This is a genomic window from Neisseria subflava, assembly GCF_024205705.1.
Classification (GTDB): Bacteria; Pseudomonadota; Gammaproteobacteria; order Burkholderiales; family Neisseriaceae; genus Neisseria; species Neisseria subflava_D.
In genome coordinates, this window is sequence record NZ_CP073115.1 from 2,336,006 (window position 1) to 2,348,421 (window position 12,416).

A 12,416-nucleotide genomic window follows, 5' to 3' on the forward strand; every position below is an offset into this window, starting at 1 on the left:
TTTCGTATTTTACCCGCACAAAGGAAAGAGAATGAAACTGAAATTATCCGCCGTGGCCCTGTTGCTGGCTTCGGCAAACCTGTACGCCCAAACCGAAGTGCGTTTGGCCGTGCACAAATCCTTCAGCCTGCCCCAATCCGTCATCGCGCAATTTGAAAAAGCCAACGATGCCAAAGTGTCCGTCATCAAGGCAGGCAGCGGCAACGAAATGCTCAACAAGCTGATTTTGAGCAAGGCCAACCCGATTGCCGATGCGGTTTACGGTTTAGACAACGCCAACATCGGCAAAGCCAAAGCCGCCGGCATCCTCGCCGCCAACCAACCCAAATCCGCACCCGTAACCGCTTCCCTGCCCGATGCGCTGGCTGTCGATTACGCCTATGTCGCCATCAACTACGACAAAAAATGGTTTGAACAGAAAAAACTGCCCCTGCCGCAAACCCTGCAAGATTTGACCAAACCGGAATATAAAAACCTTTTGGTAACCCCGTCTCCCGCCACATCCTCGCCCGGCCTCTCCTTCCTCTTGGCCAACATCGGCGGTATGGGTGAAGAAGGCGCGTTCAAATGGTGGGCGCAAATGCGCCAAAACGGCGTGAAAGTTGCCAAAGGCTGGAGCGAAGCCTACTACACCGACTTCACCCAAAACGGCGGCGCCTATCCCCTCGTGGTCAGCTATGCCACCAGCCCGGCGGCTGAAGTCCACTACTCCAAAGGCAAATACAGCATCCCGCCCACCGGCAACCTCTTCCTCAAAGGCGGCACATTCCGCCAAGTTGAAGGCGCGGCCGTTTTGAAAGGTGCAAAACAACCCGAACTGGCGGCCAAACTGGTGAGCTGGCTGCAAAGCGGCGAAGTGCAAAAAGCCCTGCCTGCCGAAATGTGGGTCTATCCGGCAGTCAAAAACACGCCGCTGCCCAAAGTATTCGAGTTTGCCCAAACCCCGCAACACAGCGATTCCCCCAATCGCGCCGACATCAACACCAAGCAAAAACAATGGGTGAGCCGTTGGAGCAAAACCGTTTTACGTTAAACCGAAAAACTTAAAAACACATCAAGGCCGTCTGAAAAAACAAATCATTAGTTTTCCAGACGGCCTTGTTTTACAATAACCTTTTAAACAACTTCACACGCACACACAATTATGAATTTCGATCTTCAAGTCCTCTCTTCGTTTTCCGGCTGGGAACAACTCGCCCAAACCGGCATGTCTTTCGGTACCAACCTGCTGGCCGCCTTGGCCATCTTCTTTATCGGCCGCTGGGTCGCCACGCGCGTGGTGACACTGATGAAAGCCGCGCTGACTCGCGCCAAAGTCGATAAAACACTGGTCAGCTTCCTCGGCAACGTCGCCAACATCGGCCTGCTGATCCTCGTCATCATCGCCGCACTGGGCAAACTCGGCATCCCGACCACTTCCGTAACCGCCCTGATCGGCGGCGCAGGCCTGGCCGTGGCTTTGTCATTGAAAGACCAACTGTCCAACTTTGCCGCCGGTGCGCTGATTATCCTCTTCCGTCCGTTTCAAGTCGGCGATTACATCAAAGTCAACGGCCTTGAAGGCTTCGTCCGCGAAATCAAAATGGTGCAGACCTCATTGAGCACACCCGACAACGAAGAAATCATCCTGCCCAACAGCGTGGTCATGAGCAACAGCATCGTCAACCGCTCCTCCCTGTCCCTCTGCCGCGCCCAAGTCGTGGTCGGCGTCGATTACGCCTGTGATTTGAAAGTTGCCAAAGACGCCGTATTGCGTGCCGCGACCGAAAATCCCCTGTGCGTCCAAACCGAAGACAAACCAGCCGTCGCCTACATCACCAACCTTGGCGACAGTGCCATCGAAATTACCCTTTGGGCGTGGACGCAAGAAGAAAATCTCGGCCCATTCCGATTCGCCCTGAACGAACAAGTGGTTGAAAACCTGCGTGCCGCCAACATCAACATCCCGTTCCCACAATGTGATGTCCACCTCATTCAGCCGAAAGCCTGATTTCAGCTTTTTATAGGGTTATCCACAATAAAGAATGAAACGATTTAACCTATTTAATAGATAACTTTATGAAATAAATAAGGATTAATAAAGGCCGTCTGAATATTTCAGACGGCCTTTAAAATTGTTCACAGCCTTATCAACAGGTTTTCCATAGATTAAACCAGATTTTGCGGATTGCCGGCCACGAAGCGGTTGATGTTGTCCAAAAGGATGTCAAATAGACGGTTGGCGGCTTCTTGGCTTGCCCATGCAATGTGTGGCGTGACAATGAGGTTGGGCAGTCGGGCTTTCAGCAGAGGATTGCCGTCGCGCGGCGGCTCTTGTGTCAACACGTCAAAACCTGCCCCGCCGATTTGGCCGTATTTCAACGCCGCAACCAAAGCGGCTTCATCAACCAAGCCGCCGCGTCCGCAGTTGATGAGGATGGTGCCGGGTTTCATTTGCTGCAATTCGGTTTCCCCTATCATGTTTGCCGTTTGCGGTGTGAGCGGACAATTAAGCGATACGACATCGGCAGAGCGGATGGCTTCGTCAAAGGAAACATAGCCGTCGCGGACGCTTTGGGCATTTTTATGTTCGGCGAACACGACATTCATTTTGAAAGCCTGAGCATAAGTTGCCAGCGTTTTACCGATATTGCCGCGCCCGAAAATCGCCAGTGTTTTACCGTTTAAATCGCGCATAGGAGCGCCGAGGTGGCAGAAAAACGGCGAGTTTTCCCACAAGCCTGCCGCAACGTCGCGCTGATAGGCAGGCAGGTTGCGCATCAGGGTAATCATCATCATAAACGCGTGTTCCGCTACGGATTCATTGCCGTAAGCGCGGATATTGCATACTGCCGTGCCGTTTTGTTTGGCAGCCTCAACGTCAACATTGTTAACGCCTGTCGCCGTAACGGCAACCAGCTTGAGTTGTGGATTTTCGGCAAATGCTTGGGCGGAAATCACGACTTTGTTGGTAATCACAATGTCCGCGCCGCGGATGCGCTCCAGCGTTTCGTGCGCTTCGGTTGTGCCGTAGCTGCTCAATGTATGTGGAAAATCAAAATCAAACGGGCGGTTGACGAGGGTATCGCGGTCGAGGACGACAATATGGAGCGAGTTCATAAAATTCCTATCAGAAATAAAATATCTATTTATAAAATCTAAACTAGGATAAAGGATTTAAAATATACGCGTTAGTTGATAATAATTATTATGTAGCGATTAAAACATCAATGTATCAGGAAAACAGCATGAGACCTTTGCAAAATTCCTTTCCTTCCAACAGCCGAAACCCCAAACACAGGTTTTCGGCTGTTTTTGTTTCAAATATCCACTGATTCTACCCTGATCCCCTTGGATGCCTGATTATCAGGTATCCGGGGAGGATTAAGGGGGTATTTAGGTAGAATTAGGAGTGATTTGTGGCGAAAACAGCCGAAAACCTGTGTTTGGGTTTCGACTGTCAGCGAAAAGGTGAAGAGAGGTACTTTGCAAAGGTCTCAACCTGAATATGTCAACCAAATCAGCGACAAGCTCGGAGAATTTTTTGGTCGGACGTTGACATAGGAGTTTCAATTCTTATAATTCAGCAATAGATACTGATAAGATGAAAATCTTGGGGAATATATCATTAAAATTAATTTATTAAGGAGATAATTAATGAATATTACATTAGGTCGAAATCATCAAATCAATTGTGATGAAAAGGACCTTTACAAGTTTATCGGCTATTTGGCAAATCATCCTAATGATGTAAATTTGGTTTTTGAAAAAAATAGTGTGCAAGGTGCTTGGGGTGATGAGGGACGTATACAGTTCTTCTCAAGTAAAGCACAAAATATTTTTGTGCCACTAGGATTTAAATTTACGGCAGGCGTAGGTAATATTGCATATAGGCTAAATTGTAATGAGCTTTTTGAAATGCTATCTCAGTTAGGTTTTGTTTCTGGTGGAAAACAAAATCTTTCAACAATAAAAGCAAATATTCCGTCTCAATTTCATGCAGAATTTGATGCTGGTGCGAATATGTAAATTCTAATTTAAAACACGAATCCGCTTCATGAGATTCGTGTTTTTTATTTTTAAAATATTTATTTAAAAATCAAACATTAAAATACGATGCTTCAATGTTTCGTAACTCATAGAAACATCAAACTGATCTGTATTAAATCCTGTATTGAGTACATGAATAAATTCATGGTAATCGTAATTGCCTGTATTAGCACGGTTATCTTGCTCAATACTGTCCAACTTCGCCATCAGGCAAATACGCTGGTAATGTTTGTCAATAACGGCGGTTTTATTGCTTGGGTGAGCCAAATTGAAATGCTGGTTTGGTGTCAGGCAAATCAGATTTTCAGGCAGCGATGCTAAATCAGGAAATTCGCTTGCCATAAAAATATGATGTGCCTGATTGGCTTCTGTGGGATCAAAACGTTGAACTTCGCTGGTTTTGTGTAGCGTTTTGACAAATTTTTTGGCTTTATTAACTAAATAATTCAAATTTGCGGCATTTGCACTATCGGCAAATAGAGCTTGAGCTTCTTTGCGAGTGAGCGATTTTTCTTTGCCTTTATCTCGCCAGTTTAGGCGATTGTAATAAAGCTCGTCTAATGTAATGGGGGTATTGGAAATACTCCCTTTTCTTGTGCCAAAAGTATTATGTTTATAAGCCAATGGATTAATGATTTTGGTAAAAATACGGCGAACTTCTACTTCGGTATTTTTGGGTGTGTTTTGGATAACAAGATCGGTAAACGCCGTTTTCATACTTTCAAACGTATTTTTATTAGGCTGGGCAAAAAAATCGGCAAATTTTGGATAAATACCACTGTCTTTTAATAATTTTTCACTAAATGCTTGGATGAAATTTAGGGCATTTCTTTCACGATTGGCAATATATTGCAGGATTTTATTATTCTGTACGCCGTACCGATAGTATCTAGAAAACTTTTCTTCGTTTAATACGCCACAATAGCTCAGCATTTTAATCGGTTGTGAAAAAAATTTATTGTATTCGCTACCGGCATTTTCAATGGATGGTTTTTTAAATACGGCGGTGGCGATATATTCGGCATAATCTGAATAACGAATATCGTTAATGCTAAATATTTCTCCAATCTTTTCAACATATTCGCTGATACATTCTGCTACGGCACATAATACATCCGGGGTTACTTTTTGATCGGTAAATGTGCCGAGTTTATGTGTTCTGATATCTAAATTTAAGTTAGAAAAATAATTTTCCATATTCATTTTTTACTCCTCTAATCTTTTAGCAATCCGAAAAAAAACACGGAATGATTGTCTATATTCATTGAACGAGAACCATAATTACGGGCAACACGGTAAAACTGCTCAAATTCGGGAGTTGCATAGTATGCGAGATCTCGTTGGGTTAGGATTTTTTCGTGTTTTTTCATTGTCAGTAGGGCAACAGAGCCATCAGCAATACTGTTTTCAGGCAAAAATGCTGCCCGAGGTTTGTAAGTCAGATTGGGAATCATCACGACATTTTTACGGTTAATAAATTTGCCGACAGAAAAAGGGGCAACTGAATCCACATAACTATCATAGCCCTCAATATCAATAATCTCGTTGTTACCGATATTACGGGATTTTAAAACCCGAACATTGCCACTATTCTGTGTATGCGATTTGGTAATTTGGCGATCTCGGAATGATTGAAATACATTAAATTCCAATTTTTGTGCAATTTGATCAAATTCACTATTACGATAAATCAACCAATAAGGGAAATTATCAGAAAAAAAATAGTTTTTACAGTTTTGTATCAACGTTTCTTGGATATGGCTTTCTATCGTAATATGTTGATTGTCTTTGTCGGTTTGATCGGCAATAAAGGCAATCGTCTCTATTTTTACGCCTTTAAATGCTTTCTCGCCGTAATCAATAATGCGGTTGATATTGGCTGTGATAAGTTGTTGTCGGGTTATTTGAAACTCGGGGGCGTTAATCACACTTTTGGGAACAACCAAAGCCACGGTTTTACTGAGCGTCAGAGCCTTATCAATAAAAAATGAAAAAATATTTTGCGTATCTTTATTGGTAGCATTTTTACGGTATAGTGCCAAATTTTTATCACTTGCCTTAACTTTGCCGTATGGTGGATTGCCGATGACTAGATCATAGTTTTCAGGCAGCGTTGCGGTTAAAAAATCCTGATGAATAATATTGAACTCAAATTTACTGCCTAAATTTAATTTTTTCAGCAGCAATGACAGGAGATTTAAACTGTTTGAGTCAATATCCACCAAATCAAAAATAACTTTTTCTTTGTCTGCATATTTTTTTGCCAGTAGTGGAATGAAATTACCAATGCCGACAGAGGGTTCTAAAATCCGTAAGTTTTTTTTCTTTTTGAAATCAGGAAGAGCATTAACCAGTCCGAAAGCAATATCAATACGGGTAAAATAAGCAGCCGTTTCGCTACGGGCAGCATTAGCGTATTCAGCAATTTGCAAAAGCCGACTGAATGGATATGCGTCAAAATGTTGCTCAATAAATCGGTAGAGATTATCGGCAAGGGATAAATTTTCTCGTTTGATTAAATTTTGAATTTCCGTCATTGACAGTTCGGACTGTTGCAAGGCTGCCTGAATGTTTTGTGCGACATTGGCCAAAACAGCGGTTGGCACAGATTCACCGATACAATGGCGGATATTCAGCTCTTCTTTTTTCAAAAAGGTTTTTTTCTCATCAAATGACAGTGCATTAAGCTGTTTTTCATCTTGTGCCGTCCATTTAAATGATGGCGGAATTGACATCATACGCATGAGTTCACGCACGGAAAATACACGGTTTTCAGTGGGGTGGATGGTGTTTTGGCTGGCTAAAATGTCATTACGGGTATGGATGCACGGACCCTCACGATCTAAAAACCAACGGGCGTATTTGTCTCCATTTTTGTTTTGATTGTAGATAATTTCACCATTTTTAATTTGATGGGGAATGCGTGCAGGATCAGTATTTTGGAAAGCTGACTCGCCTTCTTTAAGCTGTGCAATCCACGGCAACATACGGCGATCAAATTCGCGATAGCTATGGTAAATATCATCATCGCTAATTTCGCCCATTTGCATTAAAGGCGGCAGGTCAGCCAGCAATGTACGCAAGGTTTTTGGCGGTGTTTGCTTGGGGAAAATATCGTACGGCGTAATGTGATGAATATCTTTTCGCACGCCAATCACCAGCGTTCTGGTACGACTGGAATTTGCACCATAATCTTTAAAATTTAGTACGTTGGATAGAATGTTGTAATGTCCGCCCAAATTTGACCAAATGGCTTCCTCAATCGGCTTTTCTTGATGATCGGTATCGGTGCAGGGTGTATTTAAAAAGGCTTTGACGTTTTCAAAAATAAAAAATTTGGGCTGAACTTCCCGAACGATTTTGATTGATTCCACGACCAAAGAATTTCTTGCCATTTCATTATTTTTTTTATGGTTGGCAACCGACATTCCTTGGCAAGGTGGTGTGGCAATCACAACATCAATTTCAGTATTCCAGCGTCGAATTTCGGCAAACAGTTTGGCTTGGGTTTCAGGCAGGGTAATATCGCCAGCAATATAACCTGAATCAAAGCGGCATTTTTGATTATATTTTTGGATTTTTAGGCGTTTTTCTAAAAGTTCGTTGGTTGCTACGCATTCAAAACCATTGGTTTTAAAACCATAGCAACCAACGCCTGCACTGCTAAATAAACTGATGTAGGTGGGTTTTTTGTTCATATTTATGATGAGTTGAAACAACTGCTCTGCAAAAAATGCGTGTATTTTATCATAGAAGGCAAGGTGAAACACGCCATGCAATGATTTACTATATTGATTTTTCATCAAAAAAGTGCTGTTTGAACGGATATACAGCGGTGTTTTTTGCAATGCGTTTCAAACTTGAGGTACGTTTTTAATAGAAACACCGTCTGAACGCCAACCTGAGACCTTTGCAAAATCCCCTAAATCCCCACCAAGACATTTAGGGGATTTCTCATGACCACCTTCTTCCAACAAACCGCCCAAGCCATGATTGCCAAACACATCGACCGCTTCCCACTATTGAAGCTGGATCAAGTGATTGATTGGCAGCTGATCGAACAGTACCTGAATCGTCAAAGAACCCGTTACCTTAGAGGCCATCGCAGCCGTCCCGCCTATCCTGTCGCCGGTATTCCCTAAGCGGTACGGCAACCTAAAACAAATGCCGTCTGAACTTCCGTTTCAGACGGCATTGTGTCCGAATGACTCAATATCTTCCGCTTTTTTCACTTTCAATAATCAGATATGCCCAAATCACCGCCACCCAAGCCGACACCGTTCCCATCGCCAGCAAAAAATGCTGCCAATCCGTCATTGGCGGCACAGGGCAACGGCTGCATTCGATTTCCGCACCGCCCAACAACCGGTACAGCAGCATATCCGCAATCCAAAGCAACAACGGGTATTTCAAACGCTGCAACCAAAAAAACAACCACGTCCACACGGTTTACCTTCCCCTATTCCGACAACGATATTGTACCGCTTCCGTGCAATGTTAAAATAAGCCCACTTCTACCGCCGTACAAAACACCATGCTCACCGATTTAGAAAAAAACGCCATCCGCGACCATTACCAAAATATCGGCAAAAACCTGCCCGGTTTCCGTCCGCGCGCTTCGCAGCGGGAAATGATTGCGGCGATTGCCAACGCTTTTTCGCGGACGTTGACGCGTGAAGAAGGCGAAGAAGCGCCCAAACGCGAGGGCGAGAGCATTGCCGTAATCGAAGGGCCGACCGGCGTGGGTAAATCGTTGGCCTATCTTTTGGCCGGCGGCATCATGGCGCAAACGCGCGGCAAACGGCTGATTGTCAGTAGCGCGACGGTGGCTTTGCAGGAGCAGTTGGTTGACCGCGATTTACCGTTTCTGGTCGAAAAAAGCGGTTTGGAGCTGACCTTTGCGCTTGCCAAAGGGCGTGGCCGTTATCTTTGTCCCTACAAACTCTATCAACTGACGCAAAACAACGCTCAGCAAAACCTGCTTGGTTTTGAAGCACCGGAAGTGTTGTGGGACAGTAAACCCAAGCCGGAAGAATTAAATCTGCTGCGTGATATTGCTGATGAATTTTCCGCCCGTCGCTTTAATGGCGACCGCGACGCTTGGCCGGAAAAAATCGATGACGCGATTTGGCTCAAAGTCACCAACGACCGCCACGGCTGTCTGAAATCCGCCTGTCCCAACCGTCCGGAATGCCCGTTCTACCTGGCACGCGATGTCTTGGAAACCGTCGATGTCGTCGTTGCCAACCATGACCTTCTGCTTGCCGACATCAGCATGGGCGGCGGCGTGATTTTGCCTGCGCCCGAAAACAGTTTCTATTGCATAGACGAAGCGCACCACCTGCCCAAAAAAGCCCTCAGCCGTTTTGCCGCCGAACATTCATGGAATATTGCCGTTTGGACGCTGGAAAAACTGCCGCAGCTGACCGGCAAAATTGCCGCGCTTACCGATAAAGCCGAACTTGCCAACCTTGCCGACGAAGCTGCCACATCCTTGCTCGACAGTCTGCATGAATGGCAGTTTCACTTGGCGGAAGAGCCGTCTTTAAGTCTGGGGTCGTCTGAAAACGACAGGCGGAAACACAACGAACCGACTTGGTTGTGGGAAGACGGCAAAATCCCCGAAGGCCTTGAAACCACAGTTTCCAATACGGCCATTGCTGCGCGCAGCCTGCTCAAACACGTTGTCGGCCTGAACGATGCGCTTTCTGCTGCACGCCGCGAAAAAGAGCAGGACGGCGCGCTCATTGACCGCCTGACCAGCGAGTTCGGCCTTTTTATCGCCCGTATCGAACAAATCAGTGCAGTTTGGGATTTGCTCTCCACCGTTCCCATTGAAGGCGAAGAGCCGTTGGCGAAATGGATAACCCGCCGTGCCGATGACAAAAACGACTACATTTTCAATGCCAGCCCCATCAGCAGCGCATCCCACCTTGCCAACAGCCTGTGGCGGCGCGCGGCAGGCGCGGTGTTGACTTCGGCCACCCTGCAATCGCTCGGCAGCTTCAACCTGATTTTGCGCCAAACCGGCCTATTATGGCTGCCCGAAACCACCACACTTGCTTTGGAAAGCCCGTTTAATTTCGATACGCAAGGCGAGCTGTATATTCCGCCGGTTCAAGCCAGCCCCAAAGACCCTGATGCGCACACGGCCGCCATTGTCGAATGGTTGCCGAAGCTGGTTTCGCCGGTTGAAGCCATCGGCACGCTGGTGTTGTTTTCCTCGCGCAAGCAAATGCAGGATGTCGCCTTGCGCCTGCCTGACGAATACTTGCCGCTTCTGCTTGTACAAGGCGAGTTGCCCAAGGCTGTCCTGTTGCAAAGGCACCATCAAGCCATTGCCGAAGGCAAAGCCAGCATTATTTTCGGCCTCGACAGTTTTGCCGAAGGCCTCGACCTGCCCGGCACGGCCTGCGTGCAAGTCATTATTGCCAAGCTGCCGTTTGCCATGCCGGACAACCCCATCGAGAAAACCCAAAACCGTTGGATTGAACAACGCGGCGGCAATCCCTTTATCGAAATCACGGTGCCCGAGGCCAGCATCAAATTAATCCAAGCCGTCGGCCGCCTTATCCGTACCGAACAGGATTACGGCCGCGTGACCATCCTCGACAACCGCGTCAAAACGCAACGCTACGGCCAGCAATTATTGGCCTGTCTGCCGCCGTTTAAGCGGATAGGGTAGTTGTGGATTGTTCAAAGGCAAAGGTCGTCTGAAACCAAATGTTCAGACGGCCTTTTATTCATTTCAAGCTATAAATCCAATTTCATAACGGATACGGTTTCCCCGTTGTGCCAAGTCTGCGTGATTTCTTTCCAGCCGAACTTTTCATACACAGCCTGCACATCCGGCGTATAAAGAAACAGATGCGGCAAACCCAGTTCGCGTGCTTTATCCAGACAAAACGAAACCAGCTGCCTGCCTACGCCCAAACCGCGAAACTGCGGCAAAACGAACACATCGCCCAGCCAATATTCGTACTCGGGAAAACACGCCATATCAAACCGCTTTAATGCCGCCGAACCCATCAGCCGCCCTTCGTTATCCACAGCCGCAAACGCCAGCGGCAAATTATCCCCATCGAGGCACTGCGCATAGTACGCACGGATTTTATCCATAGACGACCACGGCGCAAAATCGTACCATTCCTCAAACAGCGCGAGGGCTAAAGGCTCGACAAATTCAGGCTTCAGACGGCATATGTTCATATCGGGTCCTCTTGTTGTACCGCATAGGGATAGTTTTTATAGTATAGGCCGTCTGAAAGGTTAACACATCTTAAAAAATCAGCGTAAAACACGATAAACCCGCCGCCAGCCCCATTCAAATCACTTATAATTCTGCCCATACCGCACACAAACAAAAGAAGAACACCATGGCCAAGAAATTTCCCATTTTCCCGAAAAATCCCGAGCGTATCTGCTGGGGGTGCGACAAATACTGCAAAGAGGACGATTTGCAATGCGGCAACGGTTGCGAGCGCATCCAACACCCCATCGAGTTGGACGGGCGCGACTGGTATAAAAAAGGCGACTGGAGCAATTTGTTGAGCGAAGAGCAGCAAATCGAACTTGGACTGAAGGAAGCGCCCAAGCCGGCTAAACCGCATATCAAGCTGCCTTTGAAAAACAAAACTGCTTAAACGGCATGCCGTAAACAAACGAGATAAAAAAAGGCCGTCTGAAACCTGAAAAACAGGGTTTCAGACGGCCTTTGCGTTGTCGGATTATGATTTTACATAATGCACAAACGCGTATTCGATGCCTTTGGCGGAAACATGGTTTTCCCGAGAGGCTTCTTGCCATATTTCTGTGGAAAACTCAGGAAAAAACGCATCACCGTCCACATCCAAACCGACTTCGGTCAAACGCAAATCGGTGGCAATCGGCAGGGCTTGTGCATAAATTTGCGCGCCGCCCATGATGATGACTTCTTCCGCACCCTGACACAAAGCCAGCGCATCTTCCAAAGAGGCCGCCGTTTGCGCACCTTCGGCCTGATAATCTTGGCGGGTAATGACGATATTTTGACGGCCGGGCAGCGGCTTGCGCGGCAGCGACTCCCATGTTTTGCGGCCCATAATGACGGGTTTGCCGGTAGTGTAGGATTTGAAAAAGGCAAAATCCTCGGGCAAATGCCAAGGCATGGTGTTGTTGATGCCGATACAGCGGCGGGCGGCGTAGGCGGCGATAAGGGTGATTTTCGGCATGATGAAATCCGTTTGCAAAATAAAATGATTATAGCGGAAGGGAGGCTGGATGGACTGAATGCCCGATATTCTAAAAATGTTTCAATATTTATAAAATCAATATTCAAAATGCTTAATTTTGACAAAAATCATTTATTGTTCATTTTTTTAGGTATATGATAAATATCATATCAAATA

The 12,416-nt window shown here is 46.2% G+C and carries 11 protein-coding genes and 1 pseudogene; 6 read left to right on the forward strand and 6 right to left on the reverse strand.

The window, feature by feature from the left end; translation table 11 throughout:
• Positions 1 to 31: 31 nt before the first annotated feature.
• Both KCG54_RS11315 and KCG54_RS11320 read left to right on the forward strand, forming a co-directional pair.
• Positions 32 to 1,033: a thiamine ABC transporter substrate-binding protein gene (locus KCG54_RS11315; protein WP_254324212.1), complete on the forward strand. Its 1,002-nt coding sequence runs from the start codon at positions 32 to 34 to the stop codon at positions 1,031 to 1,033.
• A gap of 111 nt (positions 1,034 to 1,144) precedes the next feature.
• The gene (locus KCG54_RS11320) at positions 1,145 to 1,990 is read left to right on the forward strand and encodes a mechanosensitive ion channel family protein (RefSeq protein WP_254324213.1); all 846 of its coding nucleotides are present in this window, start codon (positions 1,145 to 1,147) and stop codon (positions 1,988 to 1,990) included.
• A gap of 158 nt (positions 1,991 to 2,148) precedes the next feature.
• On the opposite strand, the gene KCG54_RS11325 is transcribed toward KCG54_RS11320, so the two are convergent.
• On the reverse strand, positions 2,149 to 3,099 hold the full coding sequence (locus tag KCG54_RS11325; RefSeq protein ID WP_254324214.1) for a D-2-hydroxyacid dehydrogenase: 951 nt from the start codon (positions 3,097 to 3,099) through the stop codon (positions 2,149 to 2,151).
• Positions 3,100 to 3,636: 537 nt separating this feature from the next.
• Between KCG54_RS11325 and KCG54_RS11330 the strand changes: the two genes are divergently transcribed.
• Positions 3,637 to 4,008 (forward strand): hypothetical protein, encoded by a 372-nt coding sequence (locus KCG54_RS11330; protein WP_002215695.1) that lies wholly within the window; start codon positions 3,637 to 3,639, stop codon positions 4,006 to 4,008.
• Positions 4,009 to 4,071: 63 nt separating this feature from the next.
• Here KCG54_RS11330 and KCG54_RS11335 read toward each other — a convergent pair whose 3' ends face one another.
• Together KCG54_RS11335 and dcm are read right to left on the reverse strand one after the other, a co-directional pair.
• Positions 4,072 to 5,232, reverse strand: a complete 1,161-nt coding sequence (locus tag KCG54_RS11335; RefSeq protein WP_254324215.1) for a restriction endonuclease — start codon at positions 5,230 to 5,232, stop codon at positions 4,072 to 4,074.
• Positions 5,233 to 5,243: 11 nt separating this feature from the next.
• Entirely contained in the window at positions 5,244 to 7,832 is a 2,589-nt protein-coding gene (dcm, locus tag KCG54_RS11340; protein WP_254324216.1) for a DNA (cytosine-5-)-methyltransferase, read from the reverse strand.
• Between the two features lie 153 nt (positions 7,833 to 7,985).
• Here dcm and KCG54_RS11345 point away from each other — a divergent pair.
• Positions 7,986 to 8,156, forward strand: a pseudogene (locus KCG54_RS11345) (IS5/IS1182 family transposase); the annotation flags it as partial.
• 82 nt (positions 8,157 to 8,238) lie between these two features.
• Here the strand turns inward: KCG54_RS11345 and KCG54_RS11350 are convergent.
• Positions 8,239 to 8,475, reverse strand: coding sequence for a hypothetical protein (locus tag KCG54_RS11350; protein ID WP_254324217.1), 237 nt, complete (start codon positions 8,473 to 8,475; stop codon positions 8,239 to 8,241).
• An 88-nt stretch (positions 8,476 to 8,563) separates the two neighbouring features.
• On the opposite strand from KCG54_RS11350, the gene dinG reads away from it, so the two are divergent.
• Positions 8,564 to 10,714, forward strand: coding sequence for an ATP-dependent DNA helicase DinG (gene dinG / locus KCG54_RS11355; RefSeq protein ID WP_254324218.1), 2,151 nt, complete (start codon positions 8,564 to 8,566; stop codon positions 10,712 to 10,714).
• Positions 10,715 to 10,782: 68 nt separating this feature from the next.
• Here dinG and KCG54_RS11360 read toward each other — a convergent pair whose 3' ends face one another.
• Complete coding sequence (locus KCG54_RS11360) at positions 10,783 to 11,238, reverse strand: GNAT family N-acetyltransferase (protein ID WP_254324219.1); 456 nt, start codon at positions 11,236 to 11,238, stop codon at positions 10,783 to 10,785.
• A gap of 167 nt (positions 11,239 to 11,405) precedes the next feature.
• Here KCG54_RS11360 and KCG54_RS11365 point away from each other — a divergent pair, with 167 nt between their 5' ends.
• Positions 11,406 to 11,672 (forward strand): DUF3079 domain-containing protein, encoded by a 267-nt coding sequence (locus tag KCG54_RS11365; protein WP_003686685.1) that lies wholly within the window; start codon positions 11,406 to 11,408, stop codon positions 11,670 to 11,672.
• An 84-nt stretch (positions 11,673 to 11,756) separates the two neighbouring features.
• Here the strand turns inward: KCG54_RS11365 and KCG54_RS11370 are convergent, their stop codons facing one another.
• Positions 11,757 to 12,239, reverse strand: a complete 483-nt coding sequence (locus tag KCG54_RS11370) for a dihydrofolate reductase (RefSeq protein WP_254324220.1) — start codon at positions 12,237 to 12,239, stop codon at positions 11,757 to 11,759.
• Positions 12,240 to 12,416: the final 177 nt, after the last annotated feature.

Coding starts and splice junctions, on each gene's coding strand:
- KCG54_RS11320 (WP_254324213.1), top strand. CDS start 1,145: ATGAATTTCGATCTTCAAGTCCTCTCTTCGTTTTCCGGCTGGGAACAA.
- dcm (WP_254324216.1), bottom strand. CDS start 7,832: ATGAAAAATCAATATAGTAAATCATTGCATGGCGTGTTTCACCTTGCC.
- KCG54_RS11315 (WP_254324212.1), top strand. CDS start 32: ATGAAACTGAAATTATCCGCCGTGGCCCTGTTGCTGGCTTCGGCAAAC.
- KCG54_RS11360 (WP_254324219.1), bottom strand. CDS start 11,238: ATGAACATATGCCGTCTGAAGCCTGAATTTGTCGAGCCTTTAGCCCTC.
- KCG54_RS11325 (WP_254324214.1), bottom strand. CDS start 3,099: ATGAACTCGCTCCATATTGTCGTCCTCGACCGCGATACCCTCGTCAAC.
- KCG54_RS11330 (WP_002215695.1), top strand. CDS start 3,637: ATGAATATTACATTAGGTCGAAATCATCAAATCAATTGTGATGAAAAG.
- dinG (WP_254324218.1), top strand. CDS start 8,564: ATGCTCACCGATTTAGAAAAAAACGCCATCCGCGACCATTACCAAAAT.
- KCG54_RS11335 (WP_254324215.1), bottom strand. CDS start 5,232: ATGAATATGGAAAATTATTTTTCTAACTTAAATTTAGATATCAGAACA.
- KCG54_RS11370 (WP_254324220.1), bottom strand. CDS start 12,239: ATGCCGAAAATCACCCTTATCGCCGCCTACGCCGCCCGCCGCTGTATC.
- KCG54_RS11365 (WP_003686685.1), top strand. CDS start 11,406: ATGGCCAAGAAATTTCCCATTTTCCCGAAAAATCCCGAGCGTATCTGC.